This is a genomic window from Brevibacterium oceani (assembly GCF_013623835.1).
Taxonomy (GTDB): domain Bacteria; phylum Actinomycetota; class Actinomycetes; order Actinomycetales; family Brevibacteriaceae; genus Brevibacterium; species Brevibacterium oceani.
The window spans coordinates 131,937-151,027 of record NZ_JABKDE010000004.1 but is presented as its reverse complement, the minus strand read 5'-3'; the positions used below and the strand labels follow the sequence as shown (position 1 = coordinate 151,027).

The window sequence follows — 19,091 nt, the reverse complement described above, 5'->3', positions numbered from 1 at the left end:
TGGCTTCATCACAGATCGTATATGATACGGTTCCAGCAGACAAGTAATCCGGGACACAGCTTCACCGCTGAAACAGCTGTCCCGGATGCAGCATTCGCACGTGAGGACACCGGAGTCATGACAGCACAGCACACCCAGACGAGGGTGGCGTTCGCGACGATCGTCGGCACGAGCATCGAGTGGTACGACTACTTCCTCTATGCGGCGGCCTCGGGACTGATCTTCAATCAGCTCTTCTTCGGCCCGCTCGGTTCGACCATGTCGACTATGGTCGCCTTCGCGACGGTCGGCATCAGCTTCCTCTTCCGCCCTCTGGGAGCCTTCCTCGCCGGTCACTACGGCGACAGGCTCGGTCGGCGGGTTGTCCTCATCATCACCCTCATCGCGATGGGTGCGGCCACGGCCCTCATCGGCTTCCTGCCGACCTATGAATCTGCAGGCGCACTGGCCCCGATCCTGCTCATCGCCCTGCGCATCGTCCAGGGCGTCTCCGCCGGCGGCGAATGGGGCGGGGCGGTGCTGCTGGCCGTCGAGCACGCGGACGAGAAGTCCCGCGGCCTCCGCGGCTCCTTCCCGCAGATCGGCGTCTCGATCGGCCTGCTGCTCTCCTCCGGAGTGCTCGCGCTGATGACGTCGATCGCCCCGGGTGACGCCTTCCTCGAATGGGGCTGGAGGGTGCCCTTCTACCTCTCCGTCGTCCTCGTGGTCGTCGGGTACTGGATCCGCCGCGGCGTCGAGGAGTCCCCGGTCTTCCACGAGATCGCCGAACGCAAGGAGCGGGTGTCGAATCCCCTGGGCCGCCTGTTCAAGAGCCACTGGCTGCTCGTCATCCTCGCCTCCCTGGTGTTCATGGGCAACAATGCCGCCGGGTACATGACCACGGGCGGATACATCCAGAACTTCGCCACGGACCCGGCGGGGCCCATCGGCCTCGAGCGCGGTCCGGTGCTGTGGGCGGTGGCCGCCTCGGCGGTGTCCTGGCTGGTGTTCACGATCATCGCCGGTGCGGTCTCTGACCGGATCGGGCGGCGGAGCACCTACATCCTCGGCTGGATCCTGCTGCTGGTCGGCATCGCCTCGCTGTTCCCGCTCGTCAGCACCGGCAGCATCCGGATGCTGCTGCTCGGCCTCGTCATCCTCACCGTCGGCCTGGGCTTCACCTACGGTCAGCAGCCGGCGATGTACGCCGAACTCTTCCCCTCCAGCGTCCGCTTCTCCGGGGTCTCGGTCTCCTATGCGATCGGGTCGATCCTCGGCGGGGCCTTCGCCCCGACGATCGCGAAGGCCCTCGTCTCCGCGACGGGCACGACCACCTCGGTGGCGGTGTATCTGGGGGTCGTCGCCCTGCTCGCGCTCATCGCCACGCTCATGCTCCGCGATCGCACCGGGATCCCGCTGGGACCCGACCACGAGGCCGAGCAGTCCGTGAGCCCGATCATCGGATTCGGGCGGTCCTCGACGTCGATGCCCACAGAGGCTCCCGACACCGCGGAGAGCTCACGCGGATGACCAGCGACGACGGTGACCGGCACCACCCTGCCGACACCAGATCGTATATGAACTGATAGCATTCAAGTATCACGACGACGTGTCACGAACCGGAGGTTGACATGCATTTCCATCAGAACGGCTACGTCTCTGCTGACCCGCGGATCGAGCAGGCCGCAGGCTTCGGAGTCGATCGCAGCGAGGACCTGCCCGATGAGGTCGATGTCCTCATCGTCGGCAGCGGACCTGCGGGCATGATTGCGGCTGCGCAGCTCTCGCAGTACCCCGACGTCAACGCTCGGATGATCGAGAAGCGTGATTCGCGTCTGGTCATCGGTCAGGCCGACGGCATCCAGGCGCGCTCGGTCGAGACGTTCCAGGCGTTCGGATTCGCCGAGGAGATCATGCGCGAGGGCTACCACATCACGGAGATGTCGTTCTGGAACCCGGATCCGGAGAATCCCGAGCACATCATCCGCACCGGCCGCCCCAAGGACGATGAGCACGGTATCAGCGAGTTCCCGCACCTCATCGTCAACCAGGCGCGCGTGCTCGACTACTTCGCCCAGTTCGCCGCTCAGTCGCCGGGTCGGATCACACCCGACTACGGCATCGAGTTCGTCGATCTCAGCGTCGACACCGGCGTCGACGGGGAAGCCGCGTCGTCGGCGAAAGAACATCCGGTCTCCGTCACCGTCCGCTACACCGCCGGCGAGCGCGCGGGTCAAGAGCGGACGATCCGCGCCGGCTACGTCGTCGGCTGCGATGGGGCCAGGTCGAAGGTGCGGTCGGCAATCGGCCGGACCATGACCGGCGACCAGGCCAATCACGCATGGGGAGTGATGGACGTCCTCGCGAACTCCGACTTCCCCGACATCCGCACCAAGTGCGCGATCTCGTCGAAGCACGGCAACATCCTCCACATCCCCCGCGAGGGCGGTCATCTCTTCCGCATGTATGTCGACCTCGGCGAGGTGCCGGAGGACGATGCGCGCAAGGTGCGGTCAACGAGCATCGACGAGATCATCCATCGGGCGAACGCGATCATCGCCCCGTACAGCATCGATGTGAAGAACGTGGCGTGGCACAGCGTCTACGAGGTCGGGCACCGTCTCACGGATGCCTTCGACGATTCCGATGCGTCGGATCCCGGCTCGCCCTGCCCGCGCGTGTTCATCACCGGCGATGCCTGCCATACGCACTCGGCGAAGGCCGGTCAGGGCATGAACGTATCGATGCAGGACGGGTTCAACATCGCGTGGAAGCTCGGGCAGGTCATTTCGGGTCGGTCGTCGACGGAGCTGCTGCGGACCTATTCGGCGGAGCGTCAGGTGGCGGCGAAGAACCTCATCGACTTCGACAAGGAGTGGTCGACGCTCATGGCGACGCCGCAGGAAGAGCTGCCGGACAAGACCTACCTCGAGGAGTTCTACGTCAAGACCGCAGAGTTCCCGGCCGGATTCATGACCGAGTACACCGAGTCGATGATCACGACGCCGACGAGGCATCAGGAGCTGGCGGCCGGCTTCCCGATCGGCAAGCGGTTCAAGTCGGCGAGGGTCAAGCGCAGCTGCGATGCGAACTTCGTCCACCTCGGCCACGAGGCCCGCGCCGACGGTCGCTGGCGCGTCTACGTCTTCGCCGATCGTGCCGCCCCGAGGGTGAGTGCCGCCCAGACGGTGAGTGCCGGGTCGAAGGTGAACGGATTGGCCTCCTGGCTGGAGTCTGATCCGGCCTCTCCCCTGGTCGCCTACCGGCGTGAGGGTGAGGACATCGATGCCCTGGTCGAGCTCAGTGTGATCTACCAGCAGGAGCACAAGGAGTTCGCGTTCCCCGATGTGCCGCAGGTCTTCCGTCCGCATGTGGGCGCCTTCGACCTCGAATACGTCGAGAGGATCTATGCGACGCTGCCAGACGAGGACATCTTCGACATCCGCGAGATCAGTCGCGACGGTGCCGTCGTCGTGGTCCGCCCCGACCAGTACGTCTCAGGAATCTTCCCCATCGACGCCCATGAGGAGATCGGTGAGTTCTTCGCGGGGGTCTTTGCCCCGGTGCAGTGAGATCGTCGCTCACACGGCCGAGCCATGGTTCTTCCTCATGCAGCGTCTGATCCGATCGCGGCGTTCGCGTGTCCGTCGCGCCTGCGCGATGAGTCCGCAGATTCCGGCTGCGAGGAAGCACAGGCTGCCGGCGATCCAGAAGACGAAGCCCGCTGCCGGGTAAGCGATCTCCATGCCGCCGGTGGGCATGCCGTTCGCGGTCTGTCCGTCCCAGAGCAGGTAGGGCGGATCGACGACCATCTGCAGCATGCGCAGGCCCAGCCCTGTCCCGAGGACGATCGCGGCCACCGACCACCACTTCGAGGCCCGCATGAGCCACGCTGTGACGGCACCGACGATAATGACGACCCACAGCAGAAGATAGACCTCGTCGAGGTCGTTCATGTCGATCGGTGAGAACCCGAGGGACGTGACCCGGATCCGCAGGGAATCGGGTTCACCGCTGTCGAGCACGGGCACGAAGATCGTGATCACCCAGCAGGCGACAGCACCCCACGGCAGTGCCTGGGCCACGAGACCGAGACCCCACCCGATGCCGTCACTCGATCCTGCGTCCGTGGTGCTGTGCTCCCTGCCCATAGGAACGATCCTCGTCTGCGGGGGTGTTCCAGGTGTTCCCGTGATGTTGCAGATCCGCCACGGTCGGGCTGACAGACCGGTCGCGTCCGTCGCATCAGCCACGGTCGATGATCTGCGCGACCAGCTGCCGCTCGACCTGGCTGTCGCTGCGCACCGGCTCCGACCGCATCTGCCGGATGACGGTGCGCCTCCAGGCGTCCCTCTCGGCGCGGGTGCAGTGCCTGCGGGGAAGGCGTTCGGCGAATTCGGCAGGCGGGTCGATGCTCCACCACTCGCCCGAGACCCCGGCGAGCTTCTCGGCCTCTGTCGAGGTGATCGGCAGGAAGGGAAGACCCACATCGACCTCGCGCGGGTCCGCATCGTCGGCGGGCTCGGGCGGATCCGTCCCGTCCGCAGGCACGGGCTCGCCTTCCGCGCCATTCCCACCGGGCTTCTCCGGTTCGAGGAATCGGGAGAAGGCGAGGCGCCAATCGGCTTCGTCCGGTGGGGAGTTCCCCGACCGGGGCACCGCCTCGGCGCGGGGGAACCTCATTCGGCGCGCCAACGCCGGGGTCGTCACCTCGTAGGTGCGGCCGCTCGGGGTGGTGACCTTGAGCCCCTCGGCGGTGGCTTCGTGGAGCCAACCTGGGTGCTCCTTGGCGTAATTGCAGGCCGTGCACAGTCCCGAGCCGTTCTCCCAACTCGTCTGCCCGCCGTCGGCGTAGGACGCGGCATGGTCGGCATGCCGGATGGGCGCATCGCACCACGGAGTCCGGCACACGTCGTCGCGGAAGACGAGCATCTGGCGCAGGCGACCGGTGAATTCGCGGCCCCGCGCCTCCATACCCACCAGTTGCCCGTCCTCTGGGCGGGTGAAGATCCGGTTGATGAACATCTGAGCCTCGTTCGCGGACACGAACTCGCGCGCCGTCTTCGCCGGCAGCGGGCCGAAGCCCGGCAGCCAGGCCGGCACCATTCCGTCCGAGAACAGCGATTCGGCCTCGACCAGCAGATGGATCTCCGCCGGAACCGCGGCCGCCTCCGCCTGTCCGCTCAGTCGTTCGACGAACAGGTCGGCCATCACCTGCTGACGGCCCCGGCCGTCCGCGCCGCCTCCGGCGGTGATCGTCTCGGCCCCGTCACGGAGGCTCTCGAAGGCGGCGACCGCCTGAGGCAGCGGCAGGATCGCCGAGATCCTGCCCATGCCGTCCTCGATCGGGGTCAGGCTCACCCGACGGTTCGCCGCCGCCTTCGCCGCACGCTTCGCGGCCGCCTCGGCGTCCATCTCCGCGCTCAGCGCTCGCGCTTCGGCGCGCAGGCTGCGCACTCCCGCCGGCCCCAGACTGCGCTTCATGCGTGTATCGACTCGGCGACGGTCGGCATCGCCGAGCACGGCAGTCTCCTCGACCATGATCCGCGCCTTGTCCTCGGAGATCTCCCCTGCCGCCAGGGCCTTGAAGGTATTGGGCATGCCGGTCACGACGGTGCGGGAGGTGCTGAGGAACTTCCGTCCCGAACCGGGCGAAACCTTCTTCGCCAGCCCCACCTCGTCGCCGGCCCGGACTCCGCATTCACGGGCGGGCACACGATTGGCCCGGTCGCGCTCGACGCGCAGTGTCTCGAACGCCACGGCCTCTTCTGCCTGCACGGAGACGACGGTGGCCTTGAGCTCCTCGAGCGCGGTGATCCGCGCGAGCGTCTCCGTCTCGGTGTCGCCGACGTCGAAACCGCGCAGGAGGGCACCGAACCGAGCGATCTCGGTCAGTGCTGCGGAATCCTCCATCGGATCCCGGGCGGGGTCGGTGTCCATAGAACTACGGTACGACGCGGCACTGACACGACTTTCGCGATCACCTCGTCAGCGACCATCATTCCCGGTCAGGAGGGGCGTTGCGCCTCAGTCGGCCAGTGGGCAGGCGGCCGGGAAAGGCTCTGCCTCAGCCGACCCCGCGCTGGATCCGGTTGAGGATCATGTCCATCGCGACGATGTTGTGACCGCCCTCGGGGATGATGAGGTCGGCATTGCGCTTCGAGGGCTCGACGTAGAGCTCGTGCATCGGCTTGACCGTGCCCAGATACTGATCCTCCACCGACTGCAGGGTCCGACCGCGATCGACGACGTCGCGTTTGATCCGCCGCAGCAGCCTCACATCGGCGTCGGTGTCGACGAAGAGTTTGATGTCGAGCAGACCGCAGATGCGCGGTTCGGCGAAGATGAGGATGCCCTCGACGATGATCACCGGGGCGGGTTCGACCAGGGTCGTGTCATCGCTGCGGTTGTGGTTCGAGAAGTCATAGACGGGGCTGTCGACCGCCTGCGAGGCCCGCAGCGCGGTGAGGTGGTCGACGAAGAGGTCGTTGTCGAAGGCGTCGAGGTCGTCGTAGTTGACCTGCTCCCGCTCCTCGTACGTCAGCTCGTCGCGCCGCTTGTAGTAGTTGTCGTGGTAGAGCACGGAGGGCAGTCCCGCGCACTTGTCCAACAGCGCCTGAGTCAGCGTCGTCTTTCCGCTGCCGGTGCCGCCAGCCACGCCTACAACCAAAGTCTCCACGCCCCAAATCTATACCACCACCCCCGCCGAGGCGGCTCCCGCCTCCCGTACTCACGCGAGGCTGCGGGTCAGCTGAGTCCACAGCTCCTGGTCGAAGCGGCGCCGCCCGAGCAGGCCCGCCATGTGCCTGACCGCATTGTCGACCTTTCCCCTCCAGACCTCGATCGCGGTCTTCGCGTCCCCGCGGCTCAGGCCCGCGAACATCGCCCGGTCGTCGCTGACGATGCGGTCACTGGCCGGCGAATAGTCGAGCTGGAGCACGGAGATGAACAGCCTCAGCCGCAGCGTCAGGGCCTCGAACGCCCGGGCCGACTCGCGCAGCCCCGAGGCCCTGGCCAACTCCTGCTGGAAGTGCAGGTCGGCGTCCTCGACGTCGATCCCGCTGCGTGTCGGCGCCGACGCTTCGACCTGCCGCAGAGCCAGCTGCACGGGCACGAGGTAGCGCTGCGGGCGCAGGGCGAGGGATCTGAGCACCACCTCGCCGATGGCCATCCGGGCCGCATAGAGATCGAGCACATCGACGGTCGTGATCAGCGGGATCCGCGCACCGCCGCGAGATCCGTCGAGCAGCTTGTCATCCACCATCCTCCGCAGGGCCGCGTCGACCGAAGCCCGGGGCACGCGCATGCGTCGGGAGAGCAGGCGAGGATTGATCCGATCCCCGGGCTCATACGCGGAGTCGATGATCTCCTCCCGCAGGGCGATCGCGAGGTGTTCGGTGATCGACCGCGTCTCCTTCGGCAGCCACGAGGAGATCTCCATTGAGTCAGAACTATTGAAACTTCTCGCAGGCTCGGCGCTGCCCGAATCGCTCCAGAACACACCTTCGAGTCCGTTCCTCACTCGGCCGGAGAGCAGGTCGAGCAGCGAGCCGGGTATGTCCTGACATCCGGCGAGGTCGCTCTTGAGGACCTCGAGGAACTCGGCGAAGTCCCGATGCACCTCCACCCGGGAGCCGGGTCCCTCAGGCACGCCGCCGGCGACCTCACCCAGGGGGTCGAAGACGAGGACATGATCGCTGCCGGCAGAGTCGATGAGTTCGAGCAGTTCCTTCGTCGGCACCTGCCGATGCTCGCTGTCGAAGCGCTGCGCCCATCGCCCCACTCCTGCCGAACGCAGCGCGGCCGCGACCCCTGCGATGCGCCGCTGAATCCGCCGAGGCGGCACCGCAGGTCCGCCGGCACCGCCCTCGCCATCGGGATCGACGGTGCGCACACCGAGGACGAGAAGGGGGAAACCGACGGCGAAGAGGGTGAGATCGCGTCCTCCTCCAGCCTCGGCGAGGGGGACGGTGAGTCCGCGCACGGAGCGCGAGACGATGCTCTGACTCAGCCCCGTCGCCTCGGCCAGCGCCCGTGTGGAATAGTCCCTCCCCGAGATTCGAGCCCCGGCAGTGGCGACGAGCGCCTCGACGACCTGATCGGCAGTCTCCTGAATCGGCGGGCGCCCGCTGCGGGGACGATCGGAGAGATCGGAGCGAGCGACCCAGCGACGCAGACTCGACGGTGACGCACCCGTGTGCGCGGCCACCTCGGCGAGGGTGGAAGTCCTCAGCGCCGCCACGGCCTCACGGCGGAAATCCGGCGAATACATGCCTCAATACTACGACTTCTGACTCAATCACTTCTCATGGTGTATCCAACCTCTTCACCGCCGGATTTCCGCGGCGCATACTGAAGCCGACGACAGCTCCACGGTCAGCGCCGATGCGTGAGAGCACCGCGAAAGACAGAACATCAGGAAAGACAGAGAGGGAAGCACCGTTGCTGCACACCGATACCGATCTCGAAGCGCTCACCGCCCGGTCCATCGATACCGTCCGCCGATGGCTGCGGGTGGCGACGTCGAAGACCTCCGCGAAGAACCCTGCGGCCGAACGGCTCTCCGCGGTCCTCTCCGATCCCAACGGCCTCGACTTCACGGTCGGATTCGTCGACCGCGTGGTGCGCACCGATGACGTCCACGCGGCCGCCGATGCGCTGACCGAGGTCGGCAAGCTCGCCCCCGAGACGATGTCCGCACTCGACCGTGCCCAGATCAAGGCCGGCGCCGCGCTCGGCCGGATCGCCCCGCAGGTCGTCGTGCCCGCCGCCCGCACCCGCCTGCGCCAGATGGTCGGGCACATGGTCGTCGACGCTCGCGACAAGCAGTTCGGCAAGACCGTGGCCACGCTCACCGGAGACGGGCACCGGCTCAACATCAACCTCCTCGGCGAGGCCGTGCTCGGTGACGGCGAAGCCGACAATCACCTGGAGCAGACCCACCGGCTGCTCGCCCGCGACGATGTCGACTACGTGTCGGTGAAGGTCTCCTCCGTGGCCTCGCAGATCTCGATGTGGGCCTTCGACGAGACCGTCGACTATGTCGTCGACCGCCTCCGTCCGCTCTACCAGCAGGCCGCGAAAGCCCCGACCGGCGCGAAGTTCGTCAACCTCGACATGGAGGAGTACCAGGACCTCGAGTTGACGATCGCGGTGTTCACGCGACTGCTCTCCGAACCGGAATTCAAGGATCTCGAGGCCGGAATCGTCATCCAGGCCTACCAGCCCGATGCGCTCGGAGCGGTGCAGCGGCTGAGCGAATTCGCTTCCCGCCGTGTCGAGAACGGCGGAGTCGGGATCAAGGTCCGCCTCGTCAAGGGCGCGAACCTCGCAATGGAGACTGTTCACGCCGAGATCGCCGGCTGGCCGGCGACGACGTGCGATTCGAAGCAGTCCACGGACGCGAACTACAAGCGCGTCCTGCACTGGCTGTTCACGCTTGAGCGGATGAAGGGTCTGCGCATCGGCGTGGCCGGGCACAACCTCTTCGACATCGCCTTCGCCCACCACCTCGCCGATGACCGCGAGGTCACCCACCGCGTGGAATTCGAGATGCTCCAGGGCATGGCCAGCGAACAGGCCGCGGCCGTGACCGAGGACGTCGGCGACCTCCTCCTCTACGTTCCGGCCGTGCACCCGAAGGAGTTCGATGTCGCGATCTCCTACCTCGTGCGCCGCCTCGAGGAGAACTCCGCCTCGGAGAACTTCATGTCCGGCATCTTCGACCTCGCCAACGGCAACGAGGTGTTCAAGCGCGAGGCCGACCGGTTCACCGCCGCCGTCAACCAGCTCGAGGGCATCCTCGAGGCCGAGGGAGAGACCGCACCGAAGCCGAACCGGACCCAGGATCGCGCAGCCGAGGCGGATTCCACGGCCGCCGCGGCCGCCTCGGTGGTCCCCGAGCAGTTCGTCAACGAACCCGACACCGATCCGTCCCTGCCGGCGAACCAGGCCTGGGTGCGAAAGATCATCGCCGAGGCGACCGCACCGGGCTACCTCGACGACCGTCCTCATGCGCCGACCGTCGAATCGACGGACGAACTCGACGAGATGATCGCCCGCGGTCGCGCCGCGGCGAAGGAGTGGCGCGGACTCGGGGCCGCCGGTCGCGCGGAGATCCTCCACAAGGCGGCGGACATCTTCGCTGCCCGCCGTGGTGAGTTCATCGCCGTCGAGGCCGCTGAGGTCGGCAAGATGCCCTCCCAGTCGGACCCCGAGGTCTCAGAGGCCATCGACTTCATCCGCTACTACGCGCTGAATTCTCTCGAACTCGAGAACCTCGAGGGTGCGACGTTCACCCCGGATGAGATGGTCGTCATCACTCCCCCGTGGAACTTCCCCATCGCGATCCCCACCGGCGGCACGGTCGCTGCCCTGGCGGCCGGGTCCGCGGTGATCCACAAACCGTCGAAGCCGACGCCGCACTGCTCGGCGCTCATCATCGACTGCCTGTGGGAGGCCGGCGTGCCGAAGGACGTCCTCCAGCTGTGCGCCCCCGTCGAACGCGAGCTCGGCCAGCACCTCGTCTCGCACCCCGATGTCGACCGGGTCATCCTCACTGGTGCCTCGGAGACCGCGGCTCTGTTCAAGTCCTTCCGCCCCGAACTCCACGTCAATGCGGAGACCTCGGGCAAGAACGCCCTGGTCATCACGCCGGCGGCGGACCGGGATCTGGCGATGGCCGATCTCATGTATTCGGCGTTCGGCCACGCCGGGCAGAAGTGCTCGGCCGCCTCGTTGGGCATCATGGTCGGTTCGACCTACGATTCCGAGCGCTACCGTCGCCAGCTCGTCGATGCCGCCTCGTCGATGGTCGTCGACTGGCCGGCGAACCTCTCGGCCACGATGGGTCCGCTGACCGAGGATCCCTCCGACAAGCTGCGCCGGGCGCTGACCTCGCTCGAGCCGGGCGAGTCCTGGCTGCTCGAGCCCAAACAGCTCGACGACACCGGTCGGCTGTGGAGCCCGGGCATCAAGGACGGGGTCAAGCCGGGGTCGTTCTTCCACCTCACCGAGGTCTTCGGGCCGGTGCTCGGACTCATGCATGCCCGTGATCTCGACGAGGCGATCGAGTTCCAGAACGCCGTGGACTTCGGGCTCACCGGCGGCATCCACTCCCTCGATCCCGAGGAGGTCGCCACCTGGCTCGACCGCGTCGAGGTCGGCAACGCCTACGTCAATCGCGGCATCACCGGGGCGATCGTGCGCCGGCAGTCCTTCGGCGGCTGGAAGCAGTCCTCGGTCGGGCTGGGGTCGAAGGCCGGCGGACCGAACTACCTCATGCTCTTCGGTCACTTCTCCGATGACCCGGCCTCGCTGCCGGGTGCCGGCGAGGACGACAGCCAGCGCTTCGAAGCGGCGAAGGCCGACGATCGCCGCTGGTTCGAGCGCGAATTCGGGGCGGCCAAGGACCTCACGGGGCTCAATGCCGAGGCGAACATCTTCCGCTACCGTCCTCGCCCGGTGACCCTGCGTGTGACCGCCGAGGCGAGCCTGTTCGACTTCGAACGATCGCTGCATGCGGCCGAGACCGTGGGGTCGACGGTGCAGGTCTCCGTCGCCGAGGATGTGTCCGCCGAGGTGAAGCTGGCCATCACGAACGCCAAGATCGCGGCCCGCTCGGAGTCGGCGGCAACCTTCGCCGAGATGGTGGGCGAAGGCAAGTACGACGACACGGTGGGTGCCCGCATCCGCGTCCTCGGCCGTTTCGAGGACGAACTGCTGGCTGCTGCCGCAGTCCGTCCGGAGGTCGCGGTCATCGATGAGCCGGTGACCACCTCGGGGCGGGTGGAGCTGAGGTACTACGTGCAGGAGCAGGCGGTGTCGATGACGCTGCACCGCTTCGGCAACCCCAGCCGCGACTTCCACACCCTCGCCATTACCCTGAAATCCTGAATTACTACCCGACGGCGGCCCAGCAACCTTGCGCGAGGTTGCTGGGCCGCCGTCACGTAGTTCTGGGGAGGGAAGGTGGGTTGGCAGTCAGCGTGTAGGATCGATCACATCCGTGACGTTCAGTGGACTGCCCGAGTGTTCACAAGCTGTTCACATCTTCGCCGTCATCGTCGAAGCGTGGGCCGGTAGGGTGCAATAGTCTGCGCGCGTGGAGCGTCACGTTGTGCACCGCTTCTCAGCCTTGACGAAAGGGCCCCATGAAAGTCACCACCACCCTCTCCACCGCCGCAGCGATCAGTCTCGTCGCGGGACTGACGCTCCCGTCGGCTCCCGCCGGAGCTGCCACCGTCGCGGACGCCGATGCTTCGGTCGGCGGCACCCACATTTCCGAGATCGCCTACACGCTCGACACGGACTTCATCGAGATCGCCGCTGACCCCGGCACCGACGTCTCTGGCTGGACCGTCGGTTCGGTCACTCGCGGTGGCAGTGTGCAGGCGCAGGAGAACACGACCACGGTGCCGGAGGACACGACGGTCGGCGACTCCGGTGCGCTGGCGCTCGAGGTGCCGATCACGAACTCCGTCAAGGCCGGCTCGGCCGCTGACGGCGAATACGGTTCGAGCGCGTACGTCATCGACGAGTCCGGCGCGCTCCTCGACTTCCAGCAGATCGGCGGCACCGTCGGCGGCAAGGGAGTCACCGGCACGAAGAACACCTACACCCCCGCCCCCGTCATCGGCCAGGAGGCCGAACCGACCGGCGCGACCGCCTCGGGCGGAGACTCGATCCAACTCGTCGACGACACCTGGACCTCCGCCTCCCCGACCCCCAACGCCCTCCCCGACGGCGACAATGGAGATGGCGACGGCGGCGATGACACCACCCCCGGTGAGGTCGCCCCGATCGCCGACATCCAGGGCACTGGCGAGGCCAGTCCCCTTCAGGGCAAGACGGTGACCACCCGCGGCCTCGTCACCGCCGCGTATTCCGACGGCGGCCTCGACGGCTACTACATTCAGACACCGGGCTCCGGCGGCTCCGACGATGCGACCCCGGGAGCCTCCGACGGCGTCTTCGTCTACTCCCCCGACACCGTCGCGGACGTGAACATCGACGACCACGTCGAGGTCACCGGCAAAGTGTCCGAACGCTACGGCCAGACCCAGATCTCCGTGTCCACCAGCGGGCTGACCACGCTCGATGAGCCCGCCGAGGCGGTCAAGCCGGTCGAGGACGCCTTCCCCTCCGACGATGCCGAGCGCGAAGCCCTCGAAGGTATGCTCCTCCAGCCCGACGAGGAGCTGACCGTGGCCGACAACTACAACACGAACACCTACGGTGAGGTCGTGCTGGCCACCGGCGAGGGCACGCTGCCGCAGGCCACCGACGTCGAACGCCCCGGCACCCCCGAGGCGACGGCACTCGAGGAGGAGAATCTCGACCGCGAGGTGGTCCTCGACGACGGTGCCACCGTGAACTTCCTCAAGTCCGACACGGACGTGCCGCTGCCTTACCTGAGCAAGGACGCCCCGGTCCGCGTCGGCGCGAAGGCGTCGTTCACCTCGCCGGTGGTGCTCGGTTTTGATCACGAGAAGTGGCGGTTCCAGCCGACCACCCGCCTGACCGGGGACAACGCCGAGGCGGTGCAGCCGACCACGTTCACCGACACTCGCAGCGACGCACCCGAATCCGTGGGCGGGCAGGTCAGCCTCGCAAGCTTCAACGTCCTCAACTACTTCACCACGACCGGCGATCAGCTCGACGGGTGCGAATACTACGACGACCGCGAGGGCAATCACATCACCGTTCGCGGCGGCTGCGATGCCCGCGGCGCCGCGAATGCCGAGAGCCTCAAACGGCAGGGGACGAAGATCGTCACCGCGATCAACAAGCTCGACGCTTCGGTGGTCTCGCTCATGGAGATCGAGAACTCCGCTGCGTTCGGCGATGACCGCGACGATGCCCTGCAGACTCTCGTCGATCGCCTCAACGAGGCGGCCGGGTCCGAGAAGTGGGCGTTCGTCCCCTCCCCCGCCGAGGTTCCCGCCGATGAGGACGTCATCCGGACCGCGCTGATCTATCAGCCCGCCGAGGTGGCTCCGCAGAGCGAATCGACGATCCTTGAGGACGAAGATGCGTTCTCCAACGCCCGCGAACCCTTGTCCCAGGCGTTCGCCCCGAAGGATTCGTCCGGCGCAGTCGAGAAGGACAAGACCTTCGTGACGATCTCGAATCACTTCAAGTCCAAGGGCTCGGGCTCCGGCCCGGGCAATGAGGACAGCGGTGACGGTCAGGGAGCGTCGAACGCCGACCGCGTCAAGCAGGCGAAGTCGCTCGTCGACTTCGCCGGAGACCGGCAGAAGGCCGCGGGCAGCGATTACGTCTACCTCCTCGGCGACTTCAACTCGTACACGCAGGAGGATCCTATGCAGGTCTTCTACGAGGCCGGCTTCAAGGACGTCGCCTCCGAGAAGACTGACAAGTCGACCTACGTCTACGGTTCGCGCACCGGCAGCCTCGACCATGTGCTCGCCCTCGATTCCTCGAGTGCGAACGGACAGAGCACCGGCACCGAGGCGGCCCTGCCTTCCAGCGGATTCGACGCGATCACCGGGGCCGATGTCTGGAACATCAACTCGGTTGAGGCGCTGGCGCTGGAATACAGTCGCTTCAACTACAACATCGCCGATCTGTTCGCACCCGACCAGTTCCGCGCCTCGGACCACGATCCGGTGGTCGTCGGACTCTTCGACGAGGACTCGGATGACGGGGATGACTCGGATGGTGGCTCGGATAGCGGGGATTCCGCTGATTCGGACGGTGCCGACGAAGGTTCCGAAGACACAGACGGTTCGGATGAAGCCGATGGCGGAAGCTCTTCTGCCGAAGGTAGCGACCCCACCGGCGGCGACTCGGACGGAACCGACGCCGACAGGGCGAACGCTGGCTCCGACACCGCCAGCAACGGCAGCTCGTCCGTCGGCTCCGACAGCGCGAGCGGTACCGCGTCAGCCTCGAGCAACGCCAACGAGAGCGATAGCGGCAGCACTGGCAGCGACGCGGGTGGCCATCTTCCCCGGACGGGTACCGATCCGACGGTGATGATGGCGATCGCGGCGGGCCTCATCGTGATCGGCACGAGCGTCGTCCTCCTTGTCCGCCGACGCCGCCTGAGCTGAGACGAGCAGCCGGGGTACGGCTCAATCGCTGACGGCGACCTTCCCGATCATGAGCACCCGTGCGGTGCGGAAGAGGGAGGTCGCCGTCACCGTCTGCGCGTCGTCGTCCCACACCGCCGAGGCGGTCACCACTCCCGAGGGTGTGCCCAGTCGCACCTCGGGCCCGGTCCAGTCGGGATTGTTGCGTTCGATGATTCCGCGGACGAACGAATCACGTTCGGGCAGCAGCGCGGCCGCAGCCAAGCACATCGCAGCGGTTCCTGGGACGGCTTTGTGCGCCTGTCCCATCGAGATGACACGGACGAGGATGTCGACGTCGGCGGCGGGAAGCTCGGTGCCGTCGAGGAGTGTTGTCGACTGCGGATTGCTGACGATCGCGACCTTCGGCACGACCTCGGGTGCCGTCTCCGGCGTCGAACATAGGCCCATGCGCACGGCTGCCGTCCGCCGCAGTTCGTCGATCAGCCGCATCGTCGGAGCGCTGGCGTCGATGGCTCCCGGAGCCTCCGTGCCGCGCAGCATCACCAGCGATGACGGCACGACGACCAAAGGCAGAGTGGCGTCGACGAGAGTCGCCTCGAACCGGCGCCCGTCCACATCGAACTCCTCGCGCGCGACTCCGGTCGGCAGCAGCTCACCGGTCCGACTGCCGGCAGGGTCGGGGTAGATGAGTTCGATCGGGGCACCCGTGCCGCTGACACCCGGCAGAACGAGCTCTCCGTCGACAGCGGCCTGCCCGTCGACCACGCCCAGCCCGACGTCGACGAACTTCTGCGTGTTCGTATTGAACAGGCGGAAGACGTGCCACCCGTCGGAGGCCGTGACCAACCCGGCCGACAGGGCGAAGGGCACGACCCCGGACGACAGATTTCCGCAGTTGCCGGAGTAGTCGACGGCGGCCTCGGCGATGGCGACCTGACCGAACGTGTAGTCGAGGTCGACGCCCTCCCGCGTCGAGGCGGACACGACCATCACCTTCGACAGTGAGGAGATGCCGCCGCCCATTCCGTCGAGCTGGCGACCGAAGGAATCCGGGGATCCCATCGCCGAGGTGAACACGGCGTCCCACGCAGAAGTGTCACCGTCGTCCCCCAGCACGGGCAGCGCATCTTCGCGGAAGAACAGGCCCTTGCTCGTGCCGCCGCGCACAAAGGCGGCCTCGATCCATCGCGTCATGGAGCTAGGCTAGCCGACGGCACCGACGTCACCACCCGGAAGTACCGCCCGGCGGCACCGACAGCCCGCTCACTTCACCGTGCGCGGCACGATGACCATGGAGGCGAAGCCGAGGACCGCGACGGCGGCGAAGAGGTAGAAGCCCCACGGGTAGGCGATGCCCGCGGTGACCAGGGCACCGGTGATGAAGGGTCCGACGATCGCGCCGATGCGCCCGATGCCCGACGCCATGCCGAGCGCCGTGCCGCGCGCCTGCGCGGGATAGATCGCGGAGACGAACGCGTAGACGAGCACCTGGGCGGAGAAGACGAAGACTCCGGTGATGAACACGGCGATGTTGAGCAGCACCTGGCTGGTCATCGGGATCGACAGGGCAGCGAGGAAGATCGCGGCGAGGATGAACCACATCAGCACGATCTTCTTCGTCCCGTGCTTATCGGCCAGCCAGCCGGCCAGGACGAGCCCGACGACGGCGCCGATGTTCATCACGAAGAGCATGACGAGCGAGTCCGAGACCTCGTAGCCGGCGTCGGCCATGATCTTCGGCAGCCACGTGTTGAGTCCGTAGACGAGGAGGAGACCCATGAAGCTCGCCGCCCACACGCCGATCGTCACGAGCGCCAGCTTGCCTTCGAAGAGTCCGGCCAGGCCCGTCTTCGCGTTCGCATCGACGGCGCCGGTCGGGTCGTTCGTTTCCGCTTCGCGCACCGTCGCCGAGGCGGCCGCCGGGTCCCGTTTCGCCTGCGCGGCGACGAGGAACGCCTGGGATTCCGGCAGCTTCCACCACAGCAGGGGAACCATGAGCAGTCCCGCGATGCCGCCGGCAAGGAAGAGCAGGTGCCAATTGTGCGAGTAGGCCACGGCGAGCAGGGAGATCGCGACGGCGCCGGCGTGGTAGCCGGTCATCGTCAGCGTCGTGGCCTTACCGGTGTTGCCGGCCTTCGTGTATTCGCCGATGTAGGCCAGGCAGCTGGGCATCACGGCTCCGAGGAAGAGTCCGGCGATGAAGCGGAACGTCGTGAACAGGGCGACGTTCGGGGCGAAGGCGACGAAGAGAGTGAAGACGCTGAAGCCGATGACGCAGGCGATGATCGCCCACCGGCGTCCGATCCGGTCGACGACCGGCCCGACGGCCACGGCGCCGAGGCCGACTCCCACCAGGCTGAGCGTGGCCACGACGGTGGCCGCCTCGGGGGTGAAGCCGAGCGCCTCGGTGGCGAGCAGCTCGGGGATGACCGCGCCGAGGACGACGAGGTCGAAGCCCTCGAGGGCGACGGCGAGCCAGCAGAGGACGGCCGGCCAGCGCCCGGCCGAAGCAGCAGGGGCGGTGGACGAAGAAGGGGCAGGTGAGGACATCGGTGTCTCCGGAGGGTCAGATATTCGGCTGGTCAGAACGGGTAAGGCGCGATGGACGAGCGCATCGTCACCCATTGGGTTTCGGTGAAGGCTTCGATATTGGCCTCGGCGCCGCCGAAGCGGGAGCCGTTGCCGGAGTCCTTCATTCCGCCGAAGGGGACGTTGGCCTCATCGGAGACGGTCTGTTCGTTGATGTGGACCTTGCCCGTGTCGACGAGGTCGGCGAGCTCCATGGCCATGCCCACATCGCCGAGGATGCCCAGCGACAGACCGTATTCGCTGGCGTTGACCATCTCCGCGGCCTCTTCGAGGGTCGAGAACGTGGCCACGGGGGCGACGGGTCCGAAGATCTCCTGCGTCCATGCCGGGTTCGACGGGCTGAGATCCGTGAGTACGGTCGGCGGGACGAAGGCCCCTTCGCCGGGTCCGCCGGCGACGAGGCGGGCACCGTCGGCGGTTGCCTTGTCGAGGATGTCGCGGACGTGGGTGCGCTGTTTGTCATCGATGATCGGCCCGATCGCGACCTCCTCGGTGGCGGGATCGCCCACCGGCAGGTTCCGGGCACGCTCGGCCAGCTGCTCGACATAGTCGTCGACGATCGATTCGTGGACGAGGTGGCGGCCGGTGGTCATGCAGATCTGCCCCTGATGCATCCACGATCCGAAGGCCCCCGCCGAGGTGGCCGGACCGACCTCGGCACCGGGCAGGACGACGAGCGCATTGTTGCCCCCGAGCTCGAGGTGGCAGCGTTTGAGGAGGCGACCGGCGGCTTCGCCGACCTTCCGTCCCGCCGCGGTCGAGCCGGTGAAGGAGATGACCGAGACCTCGGGGGCTGCGACGACGGCTTCCCCGGCGTCGAGCCCGCCGGGCAGGACCTGCAGCAGCCCCTCGGGCAGTCCCGCCTCGGCGAAGATCCGCGCAATCGACACTCCCGCGCACACGGCGGTGCGGGGGTCGGGTTTGAGCAGCACGGCGTTGCCCAGCGCGAGTGCCGGGGCGACCGAGCGGATGCCGAGGATGAGAGGGAAGTTGAACGGGGCGATGACGGACACGACCCCGGCCGGCACGCGGCGGGCGAAGGACCAGCGGGGTTCGTTCGACGTCAGCACCTGCCCCTTCGGGTGGCTGGGCAGGGCGGAGGATTCAAAGCAGATCTGCTCCGCGGAGCTGAGCTCGAGCGCGGCCTTGGCCGGAATCGAGCCGGCCTCGCGGACGATCCACCCGGAGATCTCCTCGGCGTGTTCGGCCCACAGTGCGCCGGCGCGGCGCAGCACGGCGGCGCGTTCGGCCGGAGTCGTGCGCGCCCATTCCTTCTGTGCGGACGCGGCACGGGTGGCCGCAGCGCTGACGTCATCGGCGCTGGCGGCGCCGAGGCGGCCCAACGTCTGCCCCGTCGCGGGTTCGACGACGTCGTAGGTCTCTCCCGCACCGTCGGTCCAGCTGCCGGTGAAGATCTTCTCGTGCCAGTCGGTTCCTAAGAACGTGGTCTCACTCATCGTCTGC

Annotated in this window: 11 protein-coding genes; 4 read left to right on the top strand and 7 right to left on the bottom strand. The window is 67.2% G+C overall.

Annotated elements, in window-relative coordinates; genetic code table 11:
- Positions 1 to 117 precede the first annotated feature (117 nt).
- Positions 118 to 1,509: an MFS transporter gene (locus HK401_RS10095; RefSeq protein WP_181274543.1), complete on the top strand. Its 1,392-nt coding sequence runs from the start codon at positions 118 to 120 to the stop codon at positions 1,507 to 1,509.
- Positions 1,510 to 1,610: 101 nt separating this feature from the next.
- Entirely contained in the window at positions 1,611 to 3,551 is a 1,941-nt protein-coding gene (locus HK401_RS10090; protein ID WP_181274542.1) for an FAD-dependent monooxygenase, read from the top strand.
- A 9-nt stretch (positions 3,552 to 3,560) separates the two neighbouring features.
- Here the strand turns inward: HK401_RS10090 and HK401_RS10085 are convergent, their stop codons facing one another.
- The 4 genes from HK401_RS10085 to HK401_RS10070 form a co-directional block, all read right to left on the bottom strand.
- Entirely contained in the window at positions 3,561 to 4,130 is a 570-nt protein-coding gene (locus HK401_RS10085) for a hypothetical protein (protein WP_181274541.1), read from the bottom strand.
- A 94-nt stretch (positions 4,131 to 4,224) separates the two neighbouring features.
- Entirely contained in the window at positions 4,225 to 5,919 is a 1,695-nt protein-coding gene (locus HK401_RS10080) for an HNH endonuclease (RefSeq protein ID WP_181274540.1), read from the bottom strand.
- Positions 5,920 to 6,046: 127 nt separating this feature from the next.
- A complete protein-coding gene (gene udk, locus HK401_RS10075; protein WP_309135956.1) occupies positions 6,047 to 6,658 on the bottom strand; it encodes a uridine kinase in 612 nt (203 codons plus the stop codon).
- Between the two features lie 51 nt (positions 6,659 to 6,709).
- The gene (locus tag HK401_RS10070; RefSeq protein WP_181274539.1) at positions 6,710 to 8,251 is read right to left on the bottom strand and encodes an FCD domain-containing protein; all 1,542 of its coding nucleotides are present in this window, start codon (positions 8,249 to 8,251) and stop codon (positions 6,710 to 6,712) included.
- Between the two features lie 113 nt (positions 8,252 to 8,364).
- On the opposite strand from HK401_RS10070, the gene HK401_RS10065 reads away from it, so the two are divergent.
- Positions 8,365 to 11,874 (top strand): bifunctional proline dehydrogenase/L-glutamate gamma-semialdehyde dehydrogenase, encoded by a 3,510-nt coding sequence (locus HK401_RS10065; protein WP_181274538.1) that lies wholly within the window; start codon positions 8,365 to 8,367, stop codon positions 11,872 to 11,874.
- Between the two features lie 257 nt (positions 11,875 to 12,131).
- Positions 12,132 to 15,056, top strand: a complete 2,925-nt coding sequence (locus HK401_RS10060) for an ExeM/NucH family extracellular endonuclease (RefSeq protein WP_181274537.1) — start codon at positions 12,132 to 12,134, stop codon at positions 15,054 to 15,056.
- 21 nt (positions 15,057 to 15,077) lie between these two features.
- Here HK401_RS10060 and HK401_RS10055 read toward each other — a convergent pair whose 3' ends face one another.
- From HK401_RS10055 to HK401_RS10045, 3 genes are all read right to left on the bottom strand, one after another.
- Positions 15,078 to 16,232 carry a PrpF domain-containing protein gene (locus HK401_RS10055; protein WP_181274536.1) on the bottom strand — a complete coding sequence of 385 codons (1,155 nt, stop codon included), beginning with the start codon at positions 16,230 to 16,232 and terminating at the stop codon, positions 15,078 to 15,080.
- Between the two features lie 69 nt (positions 16,233 to 16,301).
- On the bottom strand, positions 16,302 to 17,588 hold the full coding sequence (locus HK401_RS10050) for an MFS transporter (RefSeq protein ID WP_181274535.1): 1,287 nt from the start codon (positions 17,586 to 17,588) through the stop codon (positions 16,302 to 16,304).
- A gap of 32 nt (positions 17,589 to 17,620) precedes the next feature.
- Entirely contained in the window at positions 17,621 to 19,084 is a 1,464-nt protein-coding gene (locus tag HK401_RS10045; RefSeq protein WP_181274534.1) for a benzaldehyde dehydrogenase, read from the bottom strand.
- Positions 19,085 to 19,091 lie beyond the last annotated feature (7 nt).